The organism is Rahnella sp. AA, assembly GCF_002834385.1.
In the GTDB taxonomy this organism is placed as follows: Bacteria; Pseudomonadota; Gammaproteobacteria; order Enterobacterales; family Enterobacteriaceae; genus Rahnella.
The window spans coordinates 466,262-492,507 of record NZ_PITQ01000002.1; the positions used below are offsets into that span (position 1 = coordinate 466,262).

25 protein-coding genes, 1 tRNA gene and 1 pseudogene are annotated in these 26,246 nt (G+C 50.3%); 11 read left to right on the top strand and 16 right to left on the bottom strand.

Features of this window, described 5'->3' with window-relative positions:
- Positions 1-8: 8 nt before the first annotated feature.
- Positions 9-668, bottom strand: a complete 660-nt coding sequence (gene ccmB, locus CWS43_RS06850) for a heme exporter protein CcmB (protein WP_101076165.1) — start codon at positions 666-668, stop codon at positions 9-11.
- Between the two features lie 21 nt (positions 669-689).
- Positions 690-1,328: a cytochrome c biogenesis heme-transporting ATPase CcmA gene (gene ccmA, locus CWS43_RS06855; RefSeq protein WP_101076166.1), complete on the bottom strand. Its 639-nt coding sequence runs from the start codon at positions 1,326-1,328 to the stop codon at positions 690-692.
- A gap of 246 nt (positions 1,329-1,574) precedes the next feature.
- Between ccmA and CWS43_RS06860 the strand changes: the two genes are divergently transcribed.
- The 3 genes from CWS43_RS06860 (at position 1,575) to CWS43_RS06870 (ending at position 3,947) form a co-directional block, all read left to right on the top strand.
- Positions 1,575-2,492: a formate/nitrite transporter family protein gene (locus tag CWS43_RS06860; RefSeq protein WP_101076167.1), complete on the top strand. Its 918-nt coding sequence runs from the start codon at positions 1,575-1,577 to the stop codon at positions 2,490-2,492.
- A 110-nt stretch (positions 2,493-2,602) separates the two neighbouring features.
- Positions 2,603-2,677 (top strand) — tRNA-Arg (locus CWS43_RS06865).
- A 316-nt stretch (positions 2,678-2,993) separates the two neighbouring features.
- Positions 2,994-3,947, top strand: coding sequence for a LysR family transcriptional regulator (locus CWS43_RS06870; protein WP_101076168.1), 954 nt, complete (start codon positions 2,994-2,996; stop codon positions 3,945-3,947).
- A gap of 35 nt (positions 3,948-3,982) precedes the next feature.
- Here the strand turns inward: CWS43_RS06870 and CWS43_RS06875 are convergent, their stop codons facing one another.
- The 8 genes from CWS43_RS06875 to CWS43_RS06910 all read right to left on the bottom strand — a co-directional run bounded on the left by CWS43_RS06875 (position 3,983) and on the right by CWS43_RS06910 (position 10,996).
- Positions 3,983-4,189, bottom strand: a complete 207-nt coding sequence (locus CWS43_RS06875) for an Hha/YmoA family nucleoid-associated regulatory protein (RefSeq protein WP_101076169.1) — start codon at positions 4,187-4,189, stop codon at positions 3,983-3,985.
- Between the two features lie 20 nt (positions 4,190-4,209).
- Positions 4,210-4,773, bottom strand: coding sequence for a fimbrial protein (locus CWS43_RS06880; protein ID WP_157825355.1), 564 nt, complete (start codon positions 4,771-4,773; stop codon positions 4,210-4,212).
- A gap of 18 nt (positions 4,774-4,791) precedes the next feature.
- Positions 4,792-5,340, bottom strand: coding sequence for a fimbrial protein (locus CWS43_RS06885; protein WP_101076171.1), 549 nt, complete (start codon positions 5,338-5,340; stop codon positions 4,792-4,794).
- Entirely contained in the window at positions 5,340-5,888 is a 549-nt protein-coding gene (locus tag CWS43_RS06890; protein ID WP_101076172.1) for a fimbrial protein, read from the bottom strand. Before CWS43_RS06890 ends, CWS43_RS06885 begins: the two co-directional genes overlap by 1 nt.
- Positions 5,889-5,890: 2 nt before the next feature.
- Positions 5,891-6,994: a fimbrial protein gene (locus tag CWS43_RS06895; protein ID WP_101076173.1), complete on the bottom strand. Its 1,104-nt coding sequence runs from the start codon at positions 6,992-6,994 to the stop codon at positions 5,891-5,893.
- Complete coding sequence (locus CWS43_RS06900; RefSeq protein WP_232776716.1) at positions 6,901-9,480, bottom strand: fimbria/pilus outer membrane usher protein; 2,580 nt, start codon at positions 9,478-9,480, stop codon at positions 6,901-6,903. The genes CWS43_RS06895 and CWS43_RS06900 overlap by 94 nt, the downstream gene beginning before the upstream one ends.
- A gap of 128 nt (positions 9,481-9,608) precedes the next feature.
- Positions 9,609-10,298 (bottom strand): molecular chaperone, encoded by a 690-nt coding sequence (locus CWS43_RS06905; RefSeq protein ID WP_101076175.1) that lies wholly within the window; start codon positions 10,296-10,298, stop codon positions 9,609-9,611.
- Between the two features lie 110 nt (positions 10,299-10,408).
- A complete protein-coding gene (locus CWS43_RS06910; protein ID WP_101076176.1) occupies positions 10,409-10,996 on the bottom strand; it encodes a fimbrial protein in 588 nt (195 codons plus the stop codon).
- A gap of 587 nt (positions 10,997-11,583) precedes the next feature.
- Between CWS43_RS06910 and phoC the strand changes: the two genes are divergently transcribed.
- Positions 11,584-12,324 carry an acid phosphatase PhoC gene (gene phoC / locus CWS43_RS06915; protein ID WP_101076177.1) on the top strand — a complete coding sequence of 247 codons (741 nt, stop codon included), beginning with the start codon at positions 11,584-11,586 and terminating at the stop codon, positions 12,322-12,324.
- A 90-nt stretch (positions 12,325-12,414) separates the two neighbouring features.
- Here the strand turns inward: phoC and nlpA are convergent, their stop codons facing one another.
- Complete coding sequence (gene nlpA / locus CWS43_RS06920; RefSeq protein ID WP_101076178.1) at positions 12,415-13,233, bottom strand: lipoprotein NlpA; 819 nt, start codon at positions 13,231-13,233, stop codon at positions 12,415-12,417.
- Positions 13,234-13,370: 137 nt separating this feature from the next.
- On the bottom strand, positions 13,371-14,249 hold the full coding sequence (locus CWS43_RS06925) for a LysR family transcriptional regulator (RefSeq protein WP_101076179.1): 879 nt from the start codon (positions 14,247-14,249) through the stop codon (positions 13,371-13,373).
- A gap of 97 nt (positions 14,250-14,346) precedes the next feature.
- Here CWS43_RS06925 and CWS43_RS06930 point away from each other — a divergent pair, with 97 nt between their 5' ends.
- Entirely contained in the window at positions 14,347-14,877 is a 531-nt protein-coding gene (locus CWS43_RS06930; RefSeq protein WP_101076180.1) for a GNAT family N-acetyltransferase, read from the top strand.
- A 107-nt stretch (positions 14,878-14,984) separates the two neighbouring features.
- Positions 14,985-15,902, top strand: a complete 918-nt coding sequence (locus CWS43_RS06935) for a LysR family transcriptional regulator (protein ID WP_101076181.1) — start codon at positions 14,985-14,987, stop codon at positions 15,900-15,902.
- A gap of 37 nt (positions 15,903-15,939) precedes the next feature.
- On the opposite strand, the pseudogene CWS43_RS06940 reads toward CWS43_RS06935, so the two are convergent.
- The 4 genes and pseudogenes from CWS43_RS06940 to CWS43_RS06955 all read right to left on the bottom strand — a co-directional run bounded on the left by CWS43_RS06940 (position 15,940) and on the right by CWS43_RS06955 (position 20,820).
- A pseudogene (locus CWS43_RS06940) lies at positions 15,940-17,499 on the bottom strand (MFS transporter).
- Between the two features lie 40 nt (positions 17,500-17,539).
- Positions 17,540-18,562: a Gfo/Idh/MocA family protein gene (locus CWS43_RS06945; RefSeq protein ID WP_101076182.1), complete on the bottom strand. Its 1,023-nt coding sequence runs from the start codon at positions 18,560-18,562 to the stop codon at positions 17,540-17,542.
- A 12-nt stretch (positions 18,563-18,574) separates the two neighbouring features.
- Entirely contained in the window at positions 18,575-19,642 is a 1,068-nt protein-coding gene (locus CWS43_RS06950) for a Gfo/Idh/MocA family protein (RefSeq protein WP_101076183.1), read from the bottom strand.
- Between the two features lie 2 nt (positions 19,643-19,644).
- Positions 19,645-20,820, bottom strand: coding sequence for a Gfo/Idh/MocA family protein (locus tag CWS43_RS06955; RefSeq protein ID WP_101076184.1), 1,176 nt, complete (start codon positions 20,818-20,820; stop codon positions 19,645-19,647).
- A gap of 259 nt (positions 20,821-21,079) precedes the next feature.
- Between CWS43_RS06955 and CWS43_RS06960 the strand changes: the two genes are divergently transcribed.
- The 5 genes from CWS43_RS06960 to CWS43_RS06980 all read left to right on the top strand — a co-directional run bounded on the left by CWS43_RS06960 (position 21,080) and on the right by CWS43_RS06980 (position 26,237).
- On the top strand, positions 21,080-22,147 hold the full coding sequence (locus tag CWS43_RS06960) for a LacI family DNA-binding transcriptional regulator (RefSeq protein WP_101076185.1): 1,068 nt from the start codon (positions 21,080-21,082) through the stop codon (positions 22,145-22,147).
- A gap of 828 nt (positions 22,148-22,975) precedes the next feature.
- Positions 22,976-23,707: a FadR/GntR family transcriptional regulator gene (locus tag CWS43_RS06965; RefSeq protein WP_101076186.1), complete on the top strand. Its 732-nt coding sequence runs from the start codon at positions 22,976-22,978 to the stop codon at positions 23,705-23,707.
- A gap of 165 nt (positions 23,708-23,872) precedes the next feature.
- Entirely contained in the window at positions 23,873-24,721 is an 849-nt protein-coding gene (locus tag CWS43_RS06970; RefSeq protein WP_232776719.1) for a 2-dehydro-3-deoxygalactonokinase, read from the top strand.
- On the top strand, positions 24,718-25,368 hold the full coding sequence (locus CWS43_RS06975) for a 2-dehydro-3-deoxy-6-phosphogalactonate aldolase (protein ID WP_101076188.1): 651 nt from the start codon (positions 24,718-24,720) through the stop codon (positions 25,366-25,368). Before CWS43_RS06970 ends, CWS43_RS06975 begins: the two co-directional genes overlap by 4 nt.
- Positions 25,365-26,237 carry an SMP-30/gluconolactonase/LRE family protein gene (locus tag CWS43_RS06980; protein WP_101076189.1) on the top strand — a complete coding sequence of 291 codons (873 nt, stop codon included), beginning with the start codon at positions 25,365-25,367 and terminating at the stop codon, positions 26,235-26,237. The genes CWS43_RS06975 and CWS43_RS06980 overlap by 4 nt, the downstream gene beginning before the upstream one ends.
- The last annotated feature ends 9 nt before the right edge of the window (positions 26,238-26,246 follow it).

The window sequence follows — 26,246 nt, forward strand, 5'->3', positions numbered from 1 at the left end:
CAACCGGGTTAGTGAACACTGACTCTTAATGCGGCTGCCGTAGCAAACGGGGCTAATGTCGCACTGCCCGCCAGCATCGCCCCGAGGATCGCCAGATAACCGCCAACGGGCATCGACATTGACGCGGCATCAATGGCTCCGGTGGCGAAAATCAGCACCGGGATATACAGCGGCAATACCAGCAAACTCAGCAACACGCCGCCCTTTCGCAGCCCGACGGTCAGCGCCACGCCGATGGCACCGATAAAACTCAGCGTCGGCGTCCCCAGTAAAATCGTCAACGCGACAGCTTTCCAGGTTTCAAAATCCAGCGAAAGCAGTAAAGCAATCAGCGGCGAGAGGATCAGCAAGGGCAAACCGGTCACCACCCAGTGAGCACATACTTTCCCCAGAACCGTGAGTGCCAGCGGTGAAGGCAATAACAGCAGTTGCTCCAGCGTGCCGTCGAGATAGTCATCGCGGAACAACCTTTCCAGCGCCAGCAAAGACGAAAGCAGCGCAGCGACCCAGACAATACCGGGCGCAATCCGCGCCAGCAGTTTAGGCTCCGGGCCAATCCCTAACGGGAACAGCGTAATAACAATCAGGAAAAACCACAGCGGGTTAATAATTTCGGCGCTTTTTCGAAAAGCAATTTTCAGTTCGCGGCTCAGAACTTTAGTGAACATTCCGTCTCTTTCCCTTTCGCATCACGCCAGCTCTGCGCTGGTCAGGCGAATTTTTCGCACATCGCGGTTTACGCCCTGCAAATCCTGATGCGTGGTCAGCAGCACCATTCCGCCCTGCTCAGCATGATCCTCAAACAACGTAATCAGCGTTGCCACACCTTGTTTATCAATGGCCGTCAGCGGTTCGTCGAGGATCCATAATGGCGCATTGCTCAGCCATAAACGCGCCAGCGCCACGCGCCGTTGTTGCCCGGCGGACATCTGCGCGACCGTGACATCTTCGTACCCGAGCAGGCCGACATTTTCCAGCGCCTGATAAATGGCCTCCGCCGCGTTATCACGGGCAGGCTGGCTGCTGACTGACAGATAGAAGGCAAGGTTTTCAAACGCAGTAAGCACTGACTTTACGCCGGGTTGATGGCCGAGATACAGAAGTTCCTGATGAAAAACATCGCGCTGCCGGCGGGTGCTGACACCCTGCCAGCGGACTTCACCGGTATCCGCAGAGGAAAGCCCGGCCAGAATGCGCAGTAAACTGGTTTTACCGGCACCGTTACGGCCTTCGATCTGCACGATTTCGCCCGGTAAGACCGTAAAACTCAAGCCGCTGAACAAGGTTCGCTCATCGCGTACGCAACTCAGGTTAAGGGCTTCAAACATGGCGATGTCTCTTATTTTTCACAAGCGCGCATCATATCACAGGCGTCAGGTGCGACGCAGCTTAGGGTGCCACAGTTTACAGGGTTGAAAACCCTGAAATCCAGCAAACAATCCGCAAAATGTCCCATAAGGTTCATGGGTTAACGATTTGTAACTTTTTTGTATGCCTGCTCATAAATCCCCCCGCTCACCTATGCTTATTTCTGGACACTTTAAAACCACTTTACCGTGCCTGTGGGGAACGTGATGACTGAAGAAAAAAAACACCCGGGGAATAATGACGTCGACAGTGATGAACATGCCCAGGGCAAAGAGATTGAAACTGGCGAAGATAACTTGCCCTCCAAAGCAGCCGCCGTGCATGAAGTTATCCGCATGGAAGGCGAGAAAGAGCTGGAACGCGACGGCCAGGCATTGCTCTGGTCAGCCATTGCCGCCGGGCTTTCCATCAGCGCCTCGCTGATGGCGAAAGGCATTCTCCACGCCCGCCTGCCCGACTCACCGGAACGGTTTTTTATTGAAAACATCGGTTATACCGTCGGGTTCATTATTGTCATCATGGCGCGCCAGCAGCTCTTTACGGAAAACACCGTCACCGCCGTGTTGCCCGTCATGCAAAAACTGACCGGCAAAAACGTCGCGCTCTTGCTGCGGTTGTGGGGGCTGGTGCTGATCGGAAATATCATCGGCGGCGGCTTTGCGGCGCTGGCGTTTCATCTGGTTCCATTCTTCGATACGGCCACCGATCAGGCATTTCACAACATCAGCATGGAAATCATGAAAAAAGGCCCGGAAGCGATGTTTGTCGGCGGCATGGTTTCCGGCTGGCTGATTGCTACGATGGTCTGGATGATCCCCTCCGCAGGCACCGCCAAGCTGTGGGTGATTATGCTGATGACCTACATGGTGGCGATCGGCGACCTGACGCACATCGTCGTCGGCTCGGTAGAAGTTCTCTATCTGGTCTTCTCCGGCGCAATCCCGTGGACTGACTTCATCTGGCCCTTTGCCCTGCCGACGCTGGCAGGCAACATCGCCGGTGGCACCTTTATCTTCGCACTGATCAGCCACGCACAAATCCGTAACGACATGAGTAATCAGAAGAAAGCCAAAGTTAAAAAAGCAGAACAGGAAGCGGCGAAGAAGGAAGCCGCAAAACCGTAAAGAGGGATAAAAGCGCAGAATTGGCGACGAAACGACCAAACGGCAAGCTAACGCCTTATTATTGAGAGAAAAACGGGTATACTACGCGGGCGCTTTCCACTGGCGCCCGTGTCTCCTTAGTTAAACGGATATAACAAGCCCCTCCTAAGGGCTAGTTACAGGTTCGATTCCTGTAGGGGACACCACTTACTGCATTGAAATCTTGAGAATAAAATCTGCACAACGCAAAAACCTACACTTTTTTGTAAACTTAAAGCAAAGATGACACTGTGTTTTTCCTTTCGACTAGCATTAGTTATTCTCTAAGACTGTATGAGTTTCCATTTTAAAATAATAGTCTGCAAGACAGACAATTTTGAACTATATTCAAGTCATATAGGAATGAAAAATATTTCATCCATTATTTGATTACTTCATAAGTCTAATGAGTCACTTGAAAATATAGATTCATTTCATTAGCCGAAGGAATATTTATTATTCCCATTAGGATCATTAAACACCATGACGAATAAAAATAACCTTTCAAATTTTGAACGCATCCATCATTTCGACTTCAATTTGTTGCTGGTCTTTGAGGCGATATTTATTCACTGCAGTGTAAAAAAGGCGGCTGAGACATTAAACTCCAGCGGTTCTGCTGTCAGTCAATCGTTAAGTAAATTACGTACACATTTTTCAGACCCGTTATTTGTCCGTACAGGGCAAAAAATAGCCCCCACCACAGTGGCTATAAAACTTCACGCGCAAATAAGTCAAAACTTCGGTAACCTTATTGATTCGGTTATTAATTTTTCAACACAAACTACGGCTCATCGTATTGTTATTTATGCTTCACCTTATCTCGCCTTGCGGATGTTGCCCGATCTTTGTGCTGACATTGAACAAAGTGATATTTCCTGCGAGCTCGTACACCTGTCTGCCGACGCTTTACAGAACAACGGGGAAGATGTGCTCGCTTACAGAAAGGCCGATATTGTGCTCGATACCCATCCTTATTACAGCGCTTCAGTTGTCTCACGACGTTGTATGAAAGAACACGTCGTTCCGGTGTGCAGGAAAAACCACCCGCGAATTGACCGGTTGTTGACCCAGGAGATGCTGGAGAGTGAGTCAGCGACTTTTCTCAACGTAAATACCGAAGGGCTTAAGAGAGTACAGCGGAATATTGATGAGAATATCAGGACTCGTCGTTTTACATTTAACAGCAGCTCTATATTTGTGAATGCCGCTATTTCAGCTAAAACTGACAGTATCAGTTTTGTGCCTAAATGGTATGCAGATAATTTTGCCGAAGCAATGGGATTAACCGTACTACAGAGTAGTTTCGAGATTGATCCCGTTGATCTTTATATTAATTACAATAAGAGTGCATTGAGCAATGAAAACTTTTTAAAAATAATCACAAAAATAAAATCGCACTTTATTGAAAAAATGGCTGGGGAAGAGGCACGATAACTGTCAATGAATATGTAAATGTATAAACATAAAATCTACGTGATGAGTTTCCATACCGCTGCAGGGACTTTATCAAACAGTTTATTCACCGTTAACTCTGCCAGACGATGATCGGCGGCGGAGTTAAACGCCTCGGCATCCAGAAAATAATTTTCAGCATAACGCCGGTGTTCCATAACCCGATCCAATGTTTCCATACTTTGGCATTTTCTTAACACCATTAACCATTGATCCCGGGTCATCCCTTTCCTCTGATGCAACATTACTGATACTCAACGGTGTAATCGATATGCCCGGCAACCTTACCGGCAGATGCCCGACCGGTGGGACTTATCATTCTTGCCTGCACGTTAAACTGCGCCTGATGTGTGGTGCCGTTTACCGTCGTGACCATTTGTGAGCCGGTACTTAAATCGTCACCCTGGGGATACGGAGTCAGTTCGATAGCCACGTGATCGGCAACCGGGTTACCTTCCGACGCCACCGCCGTGTTTTTGTAGTACAGCGGATTATCTGCATCAGGCTCACCGTTGAACGTTATGGTTGCTTTGCCCATACCAGTCGGGCAGTGTTCGAGGCTTATCGGGAACGTTTTCCACACCCAGGCTGAATTCGAAGAGTTGAGTATCGCCGGACTGGCAACGCCTAGATCCACTGTCTGCGAAGGGCCACCGACAACGGTACAGCTTGAACCGCCGACAGTGCCTTTAACCGTAATCTGAACGTTACTGGAATTTACCGCCAGCACTGAGCCGGACGTTGAGATTAGCGCCAACATCAGCGGTATTAAAAAAACGTTTTTTGGCAATGGCCTTAAGCTTTTCATTATTGTCATTTCCAGAATCTATTTATACGTTAACGTCAGATTAATCACCGAATACACGTCGCCGGCCATTACGCTCCCCTTGGCGGTGTAAAGGCGTGCTGCCAGAGGAATATCAACGGTATGGTCATCTGCAATATCCGCCGTGATCACATCATTGTTATGCAGCATCTGCTCACCGCTTTTAAGTTGCACACTGACATTTTGTGCCGGGCTCGCCGTTGCACTCTGGTTTTTAAAACCGTCTTTATCATCATCATCCGTGACGCCACTCACGGTGGCATCCACACTATGGGTGCCAGCAAAACAATTAGATAAATGAATCGCTTGCCCCGGCAGCGCCTCCCAGTCAGAACTGCTGCCCGCCGATTCTAAATCGAGGGCGTTCATATAAAAGTTAAACGTTAAGTTTTCAGTGTCTACCGTACAAGATGATGCCGTTAAATTCGCGGTGATATTAAAAGTATAATCATTAGTGGCATATACCGATAACGGATACAGCAAGCCTGCCGATATAACAGAACACAAAACACCAGACAGAGTATATTTATAAAGAGATTTTTTCATCATTAGTAATACTCAACAGTCATAGTATAAACACCTGTAATTTTTCCAGACTCAGGGGCCGCGCCCGTCACGTTATTGAATCTGAACTTCATCGGCATATCGTAACTGGGTTGTTGCTGGTTATCTGGTTGAGGGGGAGTGACATATACAATATTGCTGGACATGTCCGTATTATTCACCATCACCTGAAGACCGATATTTTTTAGCAGGTTCGACTGGCTGTCGTAAGTCGCGAAGGTTTCTATATTTCCTTTGGAAGGTCCGCGCACAGCGCTGCTAGCCGTATAAAGATAAATGCTTGTCGAAACATCACAATTAGAAAAATGGATATTGTAGTTCAGCCATGGACTGAACGCCCCTGCGGTTGAAAGCGTTGCAATATCCAAATCCCCCATATCGAGCGTCGTCGTGCTACCAATAGACACTTCACAAGGTTTGGTGATAACGGATCCTGTATAATGAAGCGCTACCTGGTTAGGAACATCGGCAATAGTTTGAGTAGAAAAAACGGCAGACAGCAGTAGTGCGGTAGCTAATATAATTTTTTTCATATCTACTGAAACTCTATATTCATGGTAACGGTAGTATCAAACTGGCCAGCCTGTATAGTACCCGCCGAACTGCCTATTTTAACCGGTTGTGCCAGAACAGAATAATCTCCGACACCTGCCAGCGTACTGTGATTAACCTGACCCAATACCAGCGGAGGTAATGCCGGATTGGCCCACGAGAGTTTCAAACCCAAATTTTGAAGATTGGTTCTCACAATACCATTAGCTGCATCGGCAACACCATTAGAGGCGCTGAAGCTAATATCGATCGGTAAGGGTGGCGCTGACTCATCACCACAAATTAATGCCAAGCTATAAGGTTTTGATTCCGCCGTTCCATTAACAATGTCTGATTTATATAAAGCAGGCCAGTTAATCACTGAACCTTGCTTTGATTTGATACCACACGAGGTTTCAATATAATTGACTGATAAATTATCTAAATATGCCAGAGGGTAATCTGTACTAAAATTATCACCTTGAACACTCATATACATGACAGGATCAGGAACACTAAATGTCATGCTACTCCCATCCTTATGAAGAAAGGCGTCGGCCAATGTCACCAAATCTATATTTGCGGCAACATCTACATAACCTGAAAACGTTCCGGCATGGTAAACATTATCCGCATAGACAAAATCAGGGCTACTGGTCGTTCGCATGGATGGCTCAATGGCAAATTGAGGTTGTTGCTCTCCTGTAGAAGGTAAAACCCATGCTTCATTACCTTGAATATCTGCTGATTTTGATAGCGATTTAGACCCGGTAATACGTAAGTCATTAATTGCCACGCCATCTGGACACGTGAGACGGGTAATCCCCGTTGAAAACTTATAATCGTCTCTGACTAAAGGGTAGTTCATGCCGTATTTTGTAATATGAAGAGTTATCACTCCGGATATATGTACCGGGGGAATTGAGCATGTCCCTGCATATGTTGCCTGCATAAATAAAATAGCTAGCGCACTGATTATCGCGGCTATTCCATACTTTAATTTGGCCATGTTCTTTATTTCACTCCAGCCACTGGCAGGCATTTCGCTTGCAGGGTCATTAAGGCATTCTCTTGTTGGGTGATATTCAGCTTGTAGGTCACCATACATTTTTGGTTTTCTTGCTTACCCCAAGAGGCGATTAGCTTCCCTGATTCAGGTAAACCGCTGAGGTAAACTTCGCCACCGTCACCGACAATTGCGGTGTTATCCACTTCAGACTCACTCGCTTTGAGAACAACCGTTGCGCCGAAGGGCACAGGTTTGCCCTCAGAACGCACCAGCGTCATTAATGCCCGGTAACCGACGTGAGTATTAAATTTTGCCCGCACGATAGCCCCACGCGTGGGGATCACATCTTTGATGTTATCGCTGATATCAATGGTGCTGCCCATCGTGGTGGTATCAAGCCCAACGCTGGTCCGGCGATAAGGGGTGACATAAGGTAATACTGCGTAGCCCCGCGAATCGGTGCCCACGGTACTGTCGTTGGTGGTAGTCACGTCATTCGCACCCGGTGCGGCGACCAGTACCATGGTTTCCCCCAGGGGCTGAGAAAGCGTTACGCCATTCGCGTGGGCAATCACCCCACCGGATATCCCGTAGTTCCAGCGCTGTGAATCTTGCGTATAGCTGTAGCCCACGTTGCTGTTACCGTGATCACCGCGATAATTAAGGCTGCCGTTGCCGCCCGTGGTGTCGCCCTGATTTCCGGTATTCCCGTTGACGCTGTAATCCAGTCTCTCTCCCATGGCCTGACCGCTGAGCCCGGCCTGCTGGGTCACATGGCCGTTGTTGTCGCGGTTTACGCCGTAAGTGGCATACGCACTTTTCATGAACCGGTCTAAAGGAACCGAGATATTGAATGAAATCAGTTTGTCAGTCGGTTCATTAGGGTTACTGGTTTGGGTGGCCGATATGCTGTAACTGATACCGTTCCAGCTGTTATTGTAACCAGCTTGCAGGGATTTTTCTTTGCCGCTCACACCCCAGTAATCTTGCAGGCTGAGTGATAAATAGAACGATCCCCAATTTTCGGGCATCGTTTGGGTGACAGATCCCTGGACCTGACTGCGTTTATGGTGGCTGCGGTTATAGTCAGTGTCATCGGTATCCTGATTATTCATATCCACAGCTTCCTGCAGGGAATAAAATCCACTGGTCGAATAGCGATAGCCCAGCAAACGGAAGTCTGTTCCGCTATCGACAAAAGATTTTGCGTAAAGGAAACGGTAGGATTGCCCTTTGGAGGTTTGGCTATCAGGCATGTCTGTTTTCGCCTGTGTCACGTCTACAGACACAGCGCCAAAATCGCCTAAATTTTTACCCACCCCCAGCGCTGCAGACATATAGTCTTTGCTGCTCTGCGAACCGCCATAGAGCGTATATCCGTGTGAGAAACCCCGGATTAACGTGAACTGAGCAAAATTCGGTTTATCACCACTACCGTAACTGCCGCGATACTGACCCGCCGTCAGGCTGTATTTCAGATGCCCTTCACGCTGCAAAATTGGCACCGCGGAATAAGGCTGAATATAGTGCTGCTGACTGCCATCTTCTTCTTTAACGGTAATATCCAGATCGCCGCTGTCACCGCTGGCGTAGAGATCGTTAATCTCAAACGCGCCCGGTGAAACATAGCCCTGATAGATGGTGTAGCCATTTTGTTTGATCGTGACCTGGGCATTGGTTTTTGCAATCCCGCGCACGACAGGGGCAAACCCCTGCTGGCTGTCCGGCAACATTTGATCGTCAGAAGCCATCTGCGCACCACGATATTGGGCACTGTCAAAAACGTCGCTGCCGGAGTTACCGTCGCCTAGGGTGAGCTGCGATTTCAACGGAATAATACTGCGCTGCAAGTAGGTATTAATGTTCTGCCACTCGCGGCTGCCGTTGTTGTCGTTCATGGTTGAATAATTGCGCAGACGCCACGGCCCGAAGTTAATGCCATTACGCAAGCTCAGGTAATAGCTGTCGTCGTGTGACTTATCCGATCCACCGTATTTGCTGGTGTTATTAGAACCCGTGAAGTTGTAATCCATCAATAAAGCATTGATACCTTCATCCCACAGCGCAGGGTCAACGTAACCACGTGCAGACTGAGCGATCACCGCCTGAGGAAAACTGAGATTCAATGCTTGTTTATCAAATTCAAATGCCGCTGAGGATGAAGGAATTATCTTGATAAAATTAATACATTCATCTGCCGCTGAGACAGAATTTTCACTTTGCGTGGCCGCAGCCGGATCTTGTGATGCTTTTTGCTCACTGGCCTTTTTAGCCAGCGCGGCTAATTCAGGTATAGCTTCCAGTTTAACGCCATACTGTTTTAATTGCTCCAACGTCAGACAAGGGATAAGCCCGCTGCCTTCAGGATTAATATTGTCCTTGTCGGCATAAAAAATGACTTCTTTATGGTCAACCGGGTCATTATTAACAAATATATCAACGGTATATTTTCCGGGTGCCTGGTTATTTCCTTTCGTAAATACGGACAGGTCAGAGACTTCACCTGATTCTGAGTTTTCCAGCAACGCCGGGTTAAAACCCGGATCGGCAAAGCTCAGCCCGGAATAGCCGATCAGCAGAGCCAATAGTTTAATTTTAAAATAATGGGGTGATGCCACTTCAGAAAATGAGCGTGACTTTCCGGCATTAATTAAATTATGCTTATTTTCTGAGAACATTATTTTTACCAGCTTCGCATGTAAAACAGAATTTATTAATTGACAGAACCAGAAATTTCTTCTGTTAAACCACCAAAATCATTAATGCATCGGTAAGACACTTTACTGGCATGCGCCGTATCTATTTTGTAATGCACTTCACTTTGCGGAAGTACATACGTGGCATCTTTAATAGCCTTACCATCGACGCTGAGATCGTTAAATGATGCCGAGTAAGCCGTCGGGTTTTTCACAACCAGATCGTTTCCTTGCTGATGCCATTCAAGCTTTTTCGGCGTTTCAGCTGAATTACCCGGCAGACCTATCGGGCGATAGAACAGTTTTATGCGCGTTTTCACTGCCAGTTGTAGGGTATTTTGCCCTTCACCTTCTGGCGCTGGGGGAATCGCTTTCACGTTGACCCAATACACAGATTCACGATCCAGAGGTAAACCCTCACCGGATTTAATAATGCGCAGCATATTTTCTTTATTGGCATTCAGGCGAAATAATGGAGGCGTAATGGTAAACGGAACTTTTTTATCTCCTTTACTGTCATCAACCCAGGCCTGGATTAAATAATACTGTGCGCCGCTGTGGTTAATAACAGCGAGTGAGGCTTCCCTGCTGTCAGCATTATAAACAACACGCGTAGCCCCTACAGCGATACCGCCTGTTTCGGCAGCCATTGCCCCTGAGCAGGTTAACATGGAAAATAATACTGAAAGAAGAGTGAGCTTTTTCATTAATAAAACCTTTAAATACTCGTTAAGAAGTTAATGAGTTGAAAGGCCGCAGCACTGCGTTTGAACAGCTCTGCGGCATAATTCATTTAACTAATCAGAAAACTGATTAATTACTCATAGGAAACAGTAAAGTCAGCGTGGCCATTAGCAACACCGGCAGTGACGGTGTCAGCAACAGAAATATATTTAGCACCGTAGTTCAGATGCATTTCTGTTTGAGTAATCGCAACAGCGCTACCAGCTGTATCCAGCACCACTGGGTTGGTCGTTGAGTTATCAACGATCTGAATACCAACACCTGTAGCAACTGGCTGGCCGGAAGTATCCTGGCCCGCATTAACGGCTAAAGCCGTTTTACCTGTATCAGCACCCAGGCCACCGAAAGTAACGGTTGCTTTATACGGGTCTGGTAAAACAGTACAGTTGCTCAGTACGATAGTGAACGGGACAGCAGCCTGATCGCCAACACTGCCTTTCCCAGCAGCAAACTCAGATGCTTTTACATTACCCAAATTGACTTTCAGGTTCTGATTGGTTGCAGTGATTGCACATGGGGTGTTAACGATGTTGCCCACGAAATCAACGGTACCGCTTGAAACGCCAAAGCTTGGGGTTGCTGGTACATCTTCAGCCATGCTGACAGAAGAGAAAGCCAGTGCAGATAAACCTAAAACGATTAAACTTTTCTTGAAAGACATATGTATATTTCCTTATAACACAGACTATTATTTAGACTTAATAATTAAAATAATTTACTCATATTTCAGAGAGTAAATTGACGCGATTTATTTATTTAAACGGAGAGGCAGCAAACAAGTAATGCGGATATTCCGTGGAAAGAACTATACCCCATAGATATGTTCTTTAAAAGGAGCCATAAATCCTGAAAATATTCATTCCCCATACAAAACAACAAGATGAATATTAGTTATGTTTTCTTATTAATTAATTTTTAAATAGTAATTACTATTCGGAATAGAATTTAACAACTTCAACCATTAACTTTGACAAATATAATCACTCAATTTAGTTCCCAACCGGTGTGGTTCAATGTTTAAAAATTGAGAACTATTTCTGACGAACAGGATAACTATAGGCTTGATTTAGATGCAGATTTATTCAACAAACTTCCTCGGTTTTTACCCAATCCCTCATACCCACAAATTCCCAATTTTGAGACCTCGCACATTTTTTTTGATGGAAAATTTGTTTTACTTACACATGTTAATAAATGTTACGAAAATGAGTTCGTAATGAAAATTCAGCTGTCTGTAAGGAAACTTTCATGAAAATTGTGGCTACTTTCTGTCTCGCGGGACTTTTCTCTGTCAATGCCTTTGCCCTGACCGGCAACGATGCGACCACCAAACCAGACTTGTACTATCTGAAAAATGACCAGGCAATCAATAGCCTGGCGCTGCTTCCGCCACCACCGGCCGTGGGCAGCATTGCGTTTCTCAACGATCAGGCGATGTACGAACAAGGGCGTCTTCTGCGCTCGACGGAACGCGGCAAGCTGGCGGCTGAAGATGCCAACCTGAGCGCGGGCGGCGTTGCGAATGCATTCTCTACGGCGTTTGGTTCACCGATTACGGCGAAAGATACGCCGGAGCTGCATAAGCTGCTGACCAATATGATTGAAGATGCGGGCGATCTCGCCACCCGTTCGGCGAAAGAGAAGTACATGCGCATTCGTCCGTTCGCGTTCTACGGCGTACCGACGTGCAACACGACCGAGCAGGATAAGCTGTCTAAGAATGGATCTTATCCGTCGGGTCACACCTCCATCGGCTGGGCGACGGCGCTGGTGTTGACGGAAATTAACCCGCAACGTCAGGATCAAATCCTTCAGCGCGGTTTCGATTTAGGCCAGAGCCGCGTGATTTGCGGATATCACTGGCAGAGCGATGTCGATGCGGCGCGTATTGTCGGCTCGGCGGTCGTCGCCACGTTGCACACCAATACCGCTTTCCAGCAGCAATTGCAGAAAGCCAAAGACGAGTTTGCGAAACAGCATAAGTCGTAAATTTTATAAGACCTTAAAGTAAAAACGCTTTTGCCTGGTGACATGCTGTCAGGCAAAAGCGTCAAATTTTATTCATCCCGTTAAAGCCTGTTACCAGCCCGGAACCGCGCCACCGTTGAAGATTTTCTCCGCGGCTTTTGCCACTTCCGGCGACTGATAAGATTTCAGAAATTCTTTCACGTTTTCCGCATCTTTATTGTCTTCCCGTGTGACCAGAATGTTCACGTACGGCGAGTTTTTATCTTCGATAAATACGCTGTCATGCACCGGCGATAATCCGGTTTGCTGAATGTAAGTGGTGCTGATGATCGCCACATCGACTTTCGGGTCATCAAGCACACGCGGTAACTGCGCACCTTCCAGCTCCATAATGTTCAGATGATGCGGGTTCTCAACGATATCCGGTGCCGTCGGCAACAAACCTTTCCCCTCTTTCAGAGTGATCAGTTTTTCTTTTTGCAGCAGTAAAAGCGCGCGGCCAAGATTGGTCGGATCGTTGGGGATCGCCACCGTTGCGCCGTCTTTCAATTGATCGACCGTTTTGATTTTTTTCGAATAACCGGCCATCGGGAAAACAAACGTATTTCCCACCGCAACCAGATGATAGCCATGGGCTTTATTATCCTGTTCGAGGAAAGGGCGATGCTGGAAAACGTTGGCATCCAGCTCGCCGTGCTGCGTGGCGTCGTTCGGCAACAATGAACCGCTGAACCCGACCAGCTCGACATCCAGCCCGTATTTCTCTTTTGCGACTTTTTTGGCGACTTCGGCGATATCCTGCTCCGCGCCGTTAATCACACCGACCTTGATGTGTTTCGCATCGCTGCCTTTTTGATCACAACCGGCCAGCAACAATCCTGCGAGTAATACGAAAGCGCCCGTCCGAAAATGAGACATTGTCAGTTTCACGTTTTTTCCTTAAAAAATAAGCCCTAATCCAAAGTGAAGCTGACTATAACAGGGTAAAGGCAGCGGCTTAAAAAACGAAAAAAGCATCAATAAGAAGAAAAAAGCATAACCCTGAAACCACCGGTGATGCCGCGAGGCTACGCGCCAATTAACGTCAGCACTTCGCGCATTCCTTTGGTTAAAACCTTATTCGGGTGCATCACAGTGCCCAATGTGCGGCACAGTTTAGGCTCCATTCCGGCCACGCTCAGCCCGATGCTGTCTCCCTGAGACGCCACGGCAATCCCCGGCACGATGCTGTAACCGAGGCCCGCCTGTACCATCCTTTTAATTGCCTCGATGCTGCCGAGTTCCATGACCGGCTGCGATGCAATGCCCTGCGAGTGAAACCAGCCGTCGATAAGTGCGCGGGTTCCGCTGCCGGATTCAAACACAATCAGCGGCAACACCGGGAGCTCTGTGGCGGTCAGCGCCCTGCCTGACGCATTAGCGCCGCCTTTAGTAATGACCCTGAACTCATCTTCAGTCACCGGGCTGATGTGCAGATTTTTCGCCACCACGGGCAGCGTGACCAGACCAATATCCACGCGGTTATCCTCGACGGCGCGCAGAATATCCTGCGTATTTCCCGTTATGACGCGCACCGTCAGGAGCGGATGTTCATGGCGTAATTGTTCTAAAACAGGTGGCAGCAGGTGAATGCACGCCGTCGCGCCAGTGCCTAATGTGACGGTTCCGCTGATTTCATGTGCCGTCGCCGCAACAGAATTCACCGCCATGCTGACGGCCTGATCAATATTGCTGATATGTGATAACAGCGTTTTCCCGGCGGCAGTCAGCCGGATACCTCGCCCGGTTCTCTCAACCAAACGCGCCTGCAAGGTTTGCTCAAGCTGCCGGATTTGCAGGCTGACCGCAGGTTGCGAAAGCCCGAGCGTATCGGCAGCGGCGGAAAAACTCTTCCTGCTGGCGACCCGTTTAAAGGTGGCCAGATGATCAAGATTAAGGCTGGGCATCTCAAAGTTTTCCTTATACCGGTAATAAACAGTTTGCCCTCCCTGCTACTTTTCGGAAAGAGTAGGCTATAGCGAAATGTCTCACGGAACAGAAATAATGGAAATTATTGAAGCGGATGAACAACATATCCCTGCGATACAGCGGATTTATGCATACCACGTTTTGCATGGCACAGCCTCTTTTGAAACGCAGCCCCCCGGTGAAGATGAGATGTCAGCACGTCTTAAAAAAATTAAAGATGCCGGTCTGCTCTGGCTGGTGGTATTGCATGAAGGAGAGGTAAAGGGCTATTGCTATCTTGGCCGCTATCGCGAACGCTTTGCGTACCGGTATACACTGGAAGATTCCATCTACATTGATCCCGGCTTTCAGAAACGCGGAGCAGGCAAAGCGCTGCTTCGCCGCGCTATCGACTGGGCCGAAACGAATGGCTTCCGGCAACTGGTCGGAAACATCGGCGACAGTGAAAACAGCGCGTCAATCAGTCTGCATCTTGCTGCCGGTTTCCAGATGAAAGGTACAATGCATTCCGTTGGTTTCAAACACGGGCGCTGGCTGGACACGGTGTTTATGCAACGTGCGCTGGGGGAAGGAAACCAGACCACGCCCGGCGGGGAACATGATTAATTAAAATTACCGTACAATCATCGGCATAAATCCTGTTGTATTGAGAATTTTTCAATAATGGTAAACTATCAGATCTGAATGATTCCCATTTTGCAGGATTTCAACCGATGCCGCGGATAGCCTTACCGGAACTGAGTGTTTTTATTGTCGTCGCCGAGCAGCTTAATTTCAGTGCTGCGGCACGGGAACTGGGGGTTTCAACTTCAGCCCTGAGCCACTCAATTCGTAAACTTGAAGAGCGGATAGGCGTTCAGCTTTTCATCCGTACCACGCGATCCGTTGCCCTGACGGACGCAGGAGAACAGCTTTTTCGCCGGGCTGTGCCTGCGGTAAATGACCTTGAGCAGGCGGTCGATGAGCTGATGTCATCGCGGGTCAGGCCATCAGGTACGCTGCGGATAAGCTCTGCCGAATCGGGAGCCAGACCGCTGATTCAGCATTTTTTGCCGGATTTTCTTAAAACGTATCCCGATATCCATATCGAGTTTGTTGTCGATACACGATATGTCGATATTGTCGCGGACGGCTTTAACGCAGGGATCCGTCTGTATGAAGACGTCCCGCTGGACATGATCGCCATTCCTTTTGGTGCCGAAATGCGTTTTTCTGCCGTTGCATCACCTGATTACCTTGAAAGAAATGGCAAACCAAAATCCCCCGAAGACCTGAAAAACCACCAATGCATACGCTTTCGCTTTGCCAGCGGTGCCCTTTATCACTGGGATTTTGAGCACCGTGGTCAAAGTACGACAATGAACGTGGATGGCCCGATGACACTGGGGAATACTAATCTGATGGTTGACAGCGCCCTCGCCGGTATCGGTATTGCCTGGGTGCCCGACTATCTGGTCCAGTCGCATCTCAAAAGCGGACGCCTGATCGCACTTTTACCTGAATGGAGCCCCCGCATGAGCCAGGTGTGCCTTTATTATCCGGTAAACCGCCATCAGCCGCCTGCGCTGAAAGTGTTTTGTGATGCCGTCAGGGCGTGGGCGGTGAGCTATACCGAACTGCAAAGGCAATAAAGCTATCGGTATGTGAGCAGCAACGGCTGCTCACACCTTACAACCCGACCACGTCGCCTGAACTTGCCGGCAATTCTCCCCGGATGGTTTTACGCGTCGCACTCCCGCCCCAGACATCTTTGTAGTCGTAGCCGGTCAGATCTTTAATCACCTTCTGGCTCTCTGGTGTGCAATCTTCAAGATCACCGCCCAGTTTCAAACGTGCGACTTCCTGGATCAGTTTTTTGTGGGTTTCGCGCGTCAATTTAAATTTGAAAGTCATATAGAAACTGACCGCCAGTAATATTCCTGTGGCGAAAATCATCAACCCGATAATTGCATGCAGCGCGCTGACGGGTTGCATTCCCTGCCCTTTAACAAAACCGCTTTCCTGCAATACGACACCGATCAGCATGATCGCCAGTGCGACCGTGCTTTTACGGGTCAGCACCATCACGCCGGCAAAGATCCCTTCGCGGCGTTTTTTAGTGACGATCTCATCAACATCAGGAATAAAACTGTAGATATTCCACGGAATATAATAAAGGCCTGAACGGGCGAAACCGAATATGGCGAATATCGCCGAGAACAACAGCATGGAAACGGCCATTTCTGTGACGTAGACGTAAAATAAGAATGCCAGCACGCAAAAAATAATCCCATAAGAGAGACGAAGCGCGGCAGACGGTGACATATTGAGTTTTTCCAGCAACATCATAAAAACAAATGTTGAGGGGACAGAAACTAAAGCCGCAACGCTCAAATACCCGGAAACCGATACCGCATCCTGATGTAATCCATAGACGACGTAATAAGTAAATACCGCCCCAAAGACATCCAGTGCGGTAAAGGAAAAGATATAGATAATAATATGCTGGCGGAACATACGGATTTTAAAGGATGAAAAGAGATCGAGAACCAGACTTTTTAAATGATGCCAAAGCCCTCCGTGGCGTCCGGTAAGAGGCTAGGGTTCAAACTCTTCGCGCACATCTTTCGCCTCCCAGGTACACATCCAGGTGGTGAACACCGCAACACAGAAAATACAGGCAAAAATCAGGCCGGTGTAGGTATAAGTCAGCGAATTATCCTTGCCGGTGAACTGCATAATCACCCCCGGAATTGACACGGCCAGCAACCCACCGAACTGGGAACAAATCATGCGCACGCCCGAAAGCCGGGTGCGTTCACTGAAGCGGTTGGTCATTTCAGAAGATAACGTTTCCCACGGAACCAGCACCATCGCCGATAATAGCTCGATTGAAAGATAAGTGCCGAGGTAATACCAGTAGCTCATGTCCGTCACCCAGATAAGCGCATACAGAAACATCAGAGGAGCGCTGATCAGCAGGAAAAAACGGCGACGACCAAATTTTTTACCCAGCCAGGTATTGCCAAAGTTGTCGGTAATGTACCCCATAATCGGGCTTAATATTGCATCAATGACGCGGGCGATGGCAAAAATAGAACCGGCTTCGAAAACAGATAAGCCGCAATAAGTGGTATAGAAGAATAATAGCCAGGTACCAATAACGGCAAATGCACCGCCACCAAATAAGTCTGTCACACCATAACCAATAGCGGTGCCGTAACCGACTCTGCGTTCAGTTGGTTTCATTTTTATTATCCTGTATAGGTAGGGTTATTATTAAAATGATTTAATCGGTAAGCGTTATCCATTTTCTTAATTGTGAGGAGCGATAAATTGCCCCGACGATAATCAGAGAGATTCCGGCCTCATAAAGAGAGGAATAATTTTTATATTCAGGATGGTGAATAGCGTAATAGAAATTGAAAATAGCCTGGCGATGGCTATCGCCCCAGTAGCTTTTGGCCGCGCCCGTCGGATTGTCATCGCTGACCAGCAGCGTTTTACGTTCCCCTTCGATAAGCCACAACGCATTGTGATGCAACTGCAACAGCCCTTTTTCACAATGTATTTCCAGCAGCAGCGGAGAATCCGTGCTGTGGCAGTTGGTCGCATAAAACAGCCCGCGCGCGCCGTTGCCGAGTTTAAAACTGGCCATCGCGGTATCTTCATTTTCGGTGATATCACTGAGAAAACTGCTGTCCACCACGCCTTTTACCGCCAGCACGCCGCCGCCAAACCAGTGCATGAGATCCAGCGTGTGGATGGCCTGATTGATCAGCAGGCTCCCGCCTTCTGTTTCGAAACGCCCGCGCCACGGGCTTTCGGTGTAATAGGCACCGCTGCGCGACCACGTCAGCACGGCTTTTATGCTTAGCATCTTGCCGAATTGCCCGCTTTCGAGCAGCGCTTTAATCTTCTGGCTGGAAGGGTTCAGGCGGTTCTGATAACACACGCCCAACAGCCCTGCTGACTGTGCCACCGCCTGTTTAATCACTTTCACTTCACCGGAGTTCAGCGCTACCGGTTTTTCGGTGAACACATGTTTTCCCGCCGCCAGCGCGGCGAGAATCGCTTCCTGATGCAGATGATGCGGCAGACAGATATGCACAACATCAATCTGCGGGTCACGCAACATTTCGTGGTAATCGGCATAAAAATCACAACCATACTGCTGCGCCAGCGCGCTTCCCTTTTCGACATCACTTTCAGCAATCGCCCGCAGCGTGCACGCAGGGCCCTGTTCTATCGCCGCCACATGGCAGGAATGTATAGCCCCGCAGCCGATGACGGCGGCATTAATCATTTTCATGACACCTCCGTTTCAGCGCAGTTTGTTTGCCAGCAGTTGCGCCCGCACGCAAAGCTCGGCGGCTTTAAACGCATGCGCCTGCGTCATGGCGTTTTCGGTGCGGTTCAGGCAATCGAGGATCAGTTGCCCGAAAAACGGGAAGCCGACCTGGCCCGATACCGGATAACGGAATTCACCGGCCTGATTCACCAGATACACCACGTCCTGCTCACCGCGTGTGATATCGACATATTTACGCACTTCGATATACCCTTCGGTGCCGAGCAGCGTAAGACGCCCGTCCCCCCAGGTGCTCAGCCCTTCCGGCGTAAACCAGTCACAACGGAAATACCCGCGCGCACCGTTTTCACCTTCCAGCATCGTATCGCCAAAATCTTCAAAATCCGGGTAGTGCGGATGATTGAAATTCAGCGCCTGCGCCGCAACCACGCGGGCATCGCGGTTGCCGGTGTAAAACAGAAATTGCTCAATCTGGTGGCTGCCGATGTCGCACAGGATCCCACCAAATTTTTCCCTTTCGTAAAACCAGTCCGGGCGGCCTTCGCCCTCGCGGTGCGGGCCGGTGCCGAGAGTCTGAACCACGCGGCCAATCGCCCCTTCCTGCACCAGTTGCCCGGCAAACACCGCGCTTTCCACATGCAGACGCTCGCTGTAATACACGGCGTATTTACGTCCGGTTTTCGCCGCTTTTTCTTTTGCTGCCGCCAGCTGTTCCAGCGTGGTGAGTGGCGCTTTGTCGGTAAAATAATCCTTTCCGGCGTCCATCACTTTCAGCCCAAGCGCGCAGCGTTCAGAAGGAATGCCCGCCCCGGCCACCAGCTGTACTTCGTTATCCTCAAGGATGACGTTCAGTGACTCAGCGACCGCCACCTGCGGATACTGGCTGACGAATTTCGCCACTTTCGCCGGATCCGGATCGTAAACCCACTTCAGGCTGGCACCCGCTTCGATAAGGCCGTTGCACATGCCGTATATATGGCCGTGATCCAGCGCAGCAGCGGCGATCACGAATTCGCCCGCATTCACGACTGGCCGGGGTTTGCCCACCGGCGCGTAATTCATACCGTCTTTATTGCTCATGTTCAGGCTCCTTTATCCATGTTTTTCCCCAGAGGGATTGCATCTTCATTGGCGAAGTTTTCCACCGATGCGGATTTCTCATAAAAGTGCGGAGCCAGTGAAACCAGGCCACCGGTTTGATAGAACGGATCCGACGGCGCAATCGGCAACGTGACGATGCTGCGCGTGATGGCGGATTTATAAATCGCGGCGATAAGCTCAAGCGAGCGTTTACCTTGCAGGCCGTCAATCAGCGGCGTATTGCCGGTTTCCAGCGCGCTCAGGAAATTGTCGATCTGGCCGGTATGCAGGGTATAGGTGAGCTTGGGAATGGACTGATAAATATCTTCGAGGCGGCTTTCGCGCTGCGTATCGCGCGCTTCTATCGGGAAACCGTTGGGGGCAGAAATGCTGGCATATTTATCCCAGGGCGCAGAAATCCGTGCTTTTTCACCCTGAATAACGATCTTCTGATCTTCGCCATGATGTACGACAGACGCGGTAAGCTGGGTCAGCGCCCCGGAGTCGTATCTGAAAATGGCAGCGGAGAGATCCTCCACTTCGGCGTTATCGTGTGCGGCATTGGTGATCATCGAAACCACTTCAGACGGGAAACCCAGCATCCACTGAATGGCGTCGATATGGTGAACGGCGTGGTTGAGCGTGCAGCCACCGGCCTCTTTTTCCCAGGTTCCGCGCCACCACAAATCGTAGTAGGAATGGCCGCGCCACCAGAAAGAATCCACCTGCGCGTGGCAGACTTTGCCGGTTTCACCGGAACTCAGGACCTGTTTTAGCCGCCAGAAGGCGTCGGTAAAGCGATTTTGTGCAATAACGGAAAGCGTCTTCCCGCTTTTCTGTGCAGCCGCGATCATCGCATCGCATTCCTGCAATGACGCCGCCATCGGTTTTTCACAGAGCACATGTTTACCGGCATTCAGCGCATCAACAGAGATTTCGGCATGGACATACGGCGGTGTGCAGACATCAAAAACATCAATGTCAGGGTCATTGAGAATATCCTGATGGCTGGCATAAACCTTCGCGCCGTCCAGCCCGTAATGGCGTTTTTTCTCTTCCGCCTTTTCGGGATAAATATCCACCAGGGCAACAATCTGGCAGCGCCCGGCAAACTGCAAATATCCCTGAATATGGTTATGTGAAATATTACCCGTTCCAATAATCGCTATTTTAAGCATTATCCTACTCCCGATAAAAACCGAAGGGCGGCCGTCACCTTGCTGAATTCATTAATAATTCAGGGCTGGCAAATACGATTTATTTTCTCTGACGTTGTTATTCAGGAGAGTAGTAATGTCTTTTTTTTCCAACAACTGCTATTTGTGACAGGAATTGCAGTGCGCTATTTGTTATTTGCTATGATGGTGAATAGCTCATTAATTACAACCAGTTAACCGTGGCAATAAGTTCATCGCTCAATGAGGCACTGATCACAAAATGACGGGAAAATTAAAAATCAGGCAAATAGCCGAGTTAACCGGGCTTTCTCCGAGTACCGTTTCCCGTGTGCTTGCAGGCAAAGCGAATGTCAGCCCGCAGGCAAAAGAAAAAGTATTTACCCATGCAAGAACAATGGGTATTTTGCGTGACATTCCCGCCAGCCGTTTGTTAATGAACACGCTGTTAATCTGTGCGCCGCCTGCGGCATTTTCCCCGCATGAAGATCTCTATTATTACGAAGCTATCCAGGAAATAACGGCGGAAGTTGCGCGGTTCGATATTCATATCCGTAAATGCGCACTTGAGGTGAATGACCCGGATATCGCCGTTTTTATGCAGGTAATTAATCAGCCCGATGTAGACGGGATCATTATCATCGGCATTGATGATGTCATGCTCTACCGGCTGGCGGCAGAATCGAATAAACCGGTGGTGATGATCAACGCCAAAGACCGGGAAATGCGCCTCGATTGTGTGTCAGCTGACCACTATTCCATCGGTTACAGCGCTGCGAATTTTTTGTTTCTGAAAGGCCACCGTCCGGTTTTGCTGTTCACCGATTTGCGGCGTGAAACCATGATGCAAAGGTTAGATGGCTTTAAACGCGCCTGTCTGGATCACCACATTATTTTCGATGAAGCTACGCATCTGCTGATTAATCATGGCAATGGAAAAGAGCAGGCGCGGGAAAGCTTTGAAACGTATCTGAAGGAGCACACGCGGGGATCGCTGCCTTCAGCCATTATCTGCGGCAGCACACCGATTGCGCACGCCACGCTGGAGGCGCTGACGGCGCAGGGCATCAGGGTGCCGGAAGATATTTCTCTGGTCAGTATGGATTTCGAGCATGAGCTGAAAACCGTATCGCCGATGAATTTCACTTCTCTTTTACTGCCCTGTCGTGAACTGGGCAGTGAAGCGGTGTATATCCTGCAAAGCCGCCTGACGCGGGCCAGCGGCGCGAAATTCAACCTGCTGCTACAGGGGAAAATCCACACCGGACTTTCTGTTGCTGACGTGAAGTGGAAACGGAAGGGGTTGTATCCTCAGCCGGTGGGATCATGATTAGTTTTCACTCGCCGTGAGCGGCAGACCGAGAAGATTTCAGTTTCTCAATTGCATTGAGGGGCTGACAATGGATCGAGAAGATTTCGGTTTTTCAATTGCATTGAGGGGCTGACAATGGATCGAGAAGATTTCGGTTTTTCATGTGCGGTGATCGCTCAGCGGCTCGCGCCGAAACCGACAAAAGAGGGCTATGACGAGCCCTCTTTTGAATCTCCGCGTCTTTTTTACTCCGCGCTACCGCTGGGACGATGGACATGTTCTGGTACTTTCTCGTGTGACGCAAATCCAGGCACTTCGTGCTGCCTTCACTCGGTCTTCGAGCCATAGGTCTCGAAGCCGCTCCGTTCAGCTGGATTTTGAGCGCGCCATCTCACCATTAAAAATATCGAGTGTTTTTTTAGTTTTTGAAAAATAAATGACAGGGCAAGGTTGCGAACTATGAGCCTCTGGCCGCTTTCAAAACGACGTTGAGCGAGCGGTGAGAAACGGCGAGAGTCTGTTTTCGAGCTGGTTCGAACCCGAGACGAAAGTACCGCGTAGCGGCGGCGTTTGCGGCACCAGCCGGAGTGGCTGAAACAGTGCCAGCGAGCGGCAGCGCGCAGTTAAAAAAGCGCGGGTGTCCAGAGGGCGCGCGCTTACGCGCCCTTTGGGCCAGTTTGGGCGGCAAGCCCAAGGTTTTGACCTTAGGGCCAGTTTGGGTGGCAACCCAAGGTCTTGATTTTGACCTTAAGGCCAGTTTGGGTATCAACCCAAGGTCTTGCTGGAACAAACCCATTTAAATGTTACGATTACCGCCATCACCGGCCCCCTATCCCCGAGATCGTCATGAACAAACTCACTGCTTCTGTTTCAGAGTCCATTACCCGCGATTTAGCCCTGCGCATTATTCGCGGTGAGCTGGCCGTCGGGTTACCGATCCCAGGCGAAAATGAGCTGGCGCAGCAGTATGAGGCATCTCGAACCTCGGTGCGGAATGCGCTTCAGGTACTCGGGGCAAAAGGCATGTTACTGATCCAGGCTAAGCGGCGCAGTATCGTCACACCCCGCGAGCAGTGGAGTTTTCTCGATGCCGAGGTGCTGTCGTGGCTGGAAGATGTCGGTATCGAATCAGAACTGGTGGAACAACTGATGCTCACACGCCTGATTTTTGAACCCGATGTGGCAGCCATGGCTGCGCTCAATGCCACCGGTCATGACCTTGCTGCCATTGAAGATGCCCTGACGACCATGCAGTCCGGCCAGAAAAACAATTCAGCCAGTGAATTCGAACGCGGCGATCTGGCATTTCACACCGCCGTGCTGCAATCGTGCCATAACCCGTTTCTGGCGTCGGTCGGTAACGCACTGTCTGCGGCAATGCTGTTATCGTTTAAACAAACCCTCGAAGATGACCTGCAACTGACGCAGGAAGCCGTGCAACAACACCGAGATTTGCTGGAAGCGATCCGCCTTAAACAGGTTGATTCCGCACGAAAATGCATGCGCCATATCCTGCTGAGCGCCGCCCATAAACACATCTGGCGCGAAATCCCCGAAAAATATCAGCACTTCTTTTAACGGTTTTTCTTTCCCCAATTAACTAACTTCCGATCTCCCTCACAGTTATCCGGTTATTTTTTCCCCATCATTCTTGTCATACAAGATAAATAGAGTTGTAACTCAAGAATGAAAAGTCACTGGATTGCCATCGACTGGGGAACCTCGAATTTTCGGGCGTTTCTGATGAAAAAACACGAATGCATTGACACGGTCAGCGCGCCCTGCGGACTGCTGCATGTGCCTGACCGCCAGTTTGCCACCGCGCTCAGACCGCTTATCCGGCACTGGCTGGACGAATTTCCACAGCTTCCTTTGCTGATGGCGGGCATGGTCGGTTCGCAACAGGGCTGGCAGGAAGTGCCTTATGTGACGCTGCCCGCCGGATCACGACAACTGGCGCAGTGTACCGCCACGCTGGAAACACCGTGGGGGAGCCCCTGCCGGATTGTTGCGGGCGTCAGCGGGAACAATGATTTCGGTTTACCCGACGTCATGCGCGGCGAAGAAATTCAGCTGATCGGGCTGGCGGCGCTGCATCCCGGGTCGCAGGAGAGCCAGTACGTGATCCTGCCCGGCACGCACAGCAAACACGCCGAACTGCATAACGGTGAGATCCGGCAGTTCAGCACGTTCATGACCGGCGAGATTTATTCGGTGATGCTCAGCCATTCACTGCTTGGGCGTGATGTGCCTCAGGCGCCGGAAGACGGGTATGCCTTCGCCCTTGGCGTCACTCACGCGCAGCACGCACCGCATCTGAGTAATGCATTGTTTTCAGCCCGCACCCTGCGGCTGAACGGCGTGCTCAATCCCGCGCAGGTCGCCAGCTATCTTTCCGGTTTACTGATTGGGGCGGAGTTACACGCCATGGTGCGAAAACAAGCGTGGATCGTCGGTTCCCCCGCCTTAACGGAACGTTATACCTGCGCCGCAAGACAGCTCGGGATCACCCTCACTTCTGCCGATGGCAATGCGTGCTTCATTCAGGGCATGACGCAGATTTATCAGTGTCTTCACGGAGAATCCGCATGAATTACCTGAATTTTTCCCGCCGCTGGCAGGAATGTACGTTGCCGCTGATTGCCATTTTGCGCGGTATTACGCCGGAGGAAGCGCAGCATGTGGCGCAAACGCTGCTCGAATGCGGTTTTACGTATCTGGAAGTACCGCTCAACAGCCCGCGCCCGCTGGAATCCATCGCTATCATGGCGAAAACCGTCGGGCAACGCGGCTTTGTCGGCGCGGGCACCGTGCTGACAGAACATCAGGTGCATCAGGTCGCGGAAGCTGGCGGGCAGCTGATTATTTCCCCGAACATGGAGCCGTCGGTGATCCGCGCCACGGGGGAACTCGGGCTGCTGAGCCTGCCGGGCATTGCCACGCCGGGCGAGGCCTTTACGGCGCTGCGCGCGGGAGCCAGCGCGCTGAAATTTTTCCCTGCTGAATTAATTACACCCGCAGTCACCCGGGCGATGCGGGCAGTTTTACCGGCGGAAGCGGTTTGCCTGCCGGTCGGCGGCGTGAATGCCGATGCCGGGCAAATGCGCGCTTATCTGCAGGCGGGCGCGAACGGATTTGGCCTGGGTGGCGGGCTGTATCAGCCCGGCATCCCGCTTTCTGCCCTGCGCGAACGGGCGCTGGCGTATCGGGCGGCATGGCAGCAGGCGGCGCAAAAATGAAAAGCACCGTACTGCAAAATTTATCGGTCATCGGTGATTACCGCGCAGAGCTGGGCGAAACGCCGGTATGGTGTTTCCGCTCAGAGTCGCTGATTTGGGTCGATATCGTCCGGCAGCGGATCCTGCGCTACTGGCCATATCAGGAAGATCGCGTTGAAATCCACACCCTGCCATTTACGTGCAGCGCAGCATTGCTGACTGACCGGCCGGAGCATTTTTTGCTGGTCACCGGCGAAGGCATCCGGCTGTATGACTATCACTCAATGACCCATTATCCGTTGTGCGACTGGCCGGAAACCGCCGCCACGCGCCCGAACGAAGCCGCTGTCGCACCGGACGGCTCCGTGTGGTTCAGCACCATGGATGTTACTGCTAAAAACGCCCTCGGCGGCTGGTATCGCTTCGCCACCGGCGACGTGCAGCCGGTGAAAATGCTTGGCGATCAGCATGTCCCGAACACGCTGGTCTGGCACGGCGGTCACGCCTGGTTCATCGATACCTGCGCGCACTGCTTTTACCAAAGCCCGGCCAGCCTTATTACGCACCCTACGCTGCGCACCTGGCCGCTGCCGGACGATGTTTTCGCCGACGGTTCCGCTGTGACCCGTACAGGCATATTGCTCAACGCCCGCTGGGGCGGCGCTTGTCTGGCGGCTTATCTGCTAAATGAGTACGCACCGCAATTTCTTACGACATTCCCTTTACCCGTCATGCAGCCGTCGAGCTGCGCTTTTGGCGGCAGAAATTTTCAGGATTTGTACATCACTTCGGCGCGCGACGGGCTCAGAACGCCGTCCGCCACGGATGGCGCATTGTTGCGCTACGAAACGCCCTACGCAGGACAGCGGGCATCCCTGTTCACCCTGTAAAAACCCATA

Coding starts and splice junctions, on each gene's coding strand:
- CWS43_RS06930 (WP_101076180.1), top strand. CDS start 14,347: ATGGAAATTATTGAAGCGGATGAACAACATATCCCTGCGATACAGCGG.
- CWS43_RS06975 (WP_101076188.1), top strand. CDS start 24,718: ATGAATTACCTGAATTTTTCCCGCCGCTGGCAGGAATGTACGTTGCCG.
- CWS43_RS06905 (WP_101076175.1), bottom strand. CDS start 10,298: ATGAAAAAGCTCACTCTTCTTTCAGTATTATTTTCCATGTTAACCTGC.
- CWS43_RS06870 (WP_101076168.1), top strand. CDS start 2,994: ATGACGAATAAAAATAACCTTTCAAATTTTGAACGCATCCATCATTTC.
- CWS43_RS06945 (WP_101076182.1), bottom strand. CDS start 18,562: ATGAAAATGATTAATGCCGCCGTCATCGGCTGCGGGGCTATACATTCC.
- CWS43_RS06890 (WP_101076172.1), bottom strand. CDS start 5,888: ATGAAAAAAATTATATTAGCTACCGCACTACTGCTGTCTGCCGTTTTT.
- CWS43_RS06970 (WP_232776719.1), top strand. CDS start 23,873: ATGAAAAAACACGAATGCATTGACACGGTCAGCGCGCCCTGCGGACTG.
- CWS43_RS06885 (WP_101076171.1), bottom strand. CDS start 5,340: ATGATGAAAAAATCTCTTTATAAATATACTCTGTCTGGTGTTTTGTGT.
- CWS43_RS06895 (WP_101076173.1), bottom strand. CDS start 6,994: ATGTATGGTGACCTACAAGCTGAATATCACCCAACAAGAGAATGCCTT.
- ccmB (WP_101076165.1), bottom strand. CDS start 668: ATGTTCACTAAAGTTCTGAGCCGCGAACTGAAAATTGCTTTTCGAAAA.
- CWS43_RS06980 (WP_101076189.1), top strand. CDS start 25,365: ATGAAAAGCACCGTACTGCAAAATTTATCGGTCATCGGTGATTACCGC.
- CWS43_RS06925 (WP_101076179.1), bottom strand. CDS start 14,249: ATGCCCAGCCTTAATCTTGATCATCTGGCCACCTTTAAACGGGTCGCC.
- ccmA (WP_101076166.1), bottom strand. CDS start 1,328: ATGTTTGAAGCCCTTAACCTGAGTTGCGTACGCGATGAGCGAACCTTG.
- CWS43_RS06860 (WP_101076167.1), top strand. CDS start 1,575: ATGACTGAAGAAAAAAAACACCCGGGGAATAATGACGTCGACAGTGAT.
- phoC (WP_101076177.1), top strand. CDS start 11,584: ATGAAAATTGTGGCTACTTTCTGTCTCGCGGGACTTTTCTCTGTCAAT.
- CWS43_RS06935 (WP_101076181.1), top strand. CDS start 14,985: ATGCCGCGGATAGCCTTACCGGAACTGAGTGTTTTTATTGTCGTCGCC.
- CWS43_RS06965 (WP_101076186.1), top strand. CDS start 22,976: ATGAACAAACTCACTGCTTCTGTTTCAGAGTCCATTACCCGCGATTTA.
- CWS43_RS06960 (WP_101076185.1), top strand. CDS start 21,080: ATGACGGGAAAATTAAAAATCAGGCAAATAGCCGAGTTAACCGGGCTT.
- CWS43_RS06880 (WP_157825355.1), bottom strand. CDS start 4,773: ATGAAAAGCTTAAGGCCATTGCCAAAAAACGTTTTTTTAATACCGCTG.
- CWS43_RS06955 (WP_101076184.1), bottom strand. CDS start 20,820: ATGCTTAAAATAGCGATTATTGGAACGGGTAATATTTCACATAACCAT.
- CWS43_RS06875 (WP_101076169.1), bottom strand. CDS start 4,189: ATGACCCGGGATCAATGGTTAATGGTGTTAAGAAAATGCCAAAGTATG.
- CWS43_RS06910 (WP_101076176.1), bottom strand. CDS start 10,996: ATGTCTTTCAAGAAAAGTTTAATCGTTTTAGGTTTATCTGCACTGGCT.
- CWS43_RS06950 (WP_101076183.1), bottom strand. CDS start 19,642: ATGAGCAATAAAGACGGTATGAATTACGCGCCGGTGGGCAAACCCCGG.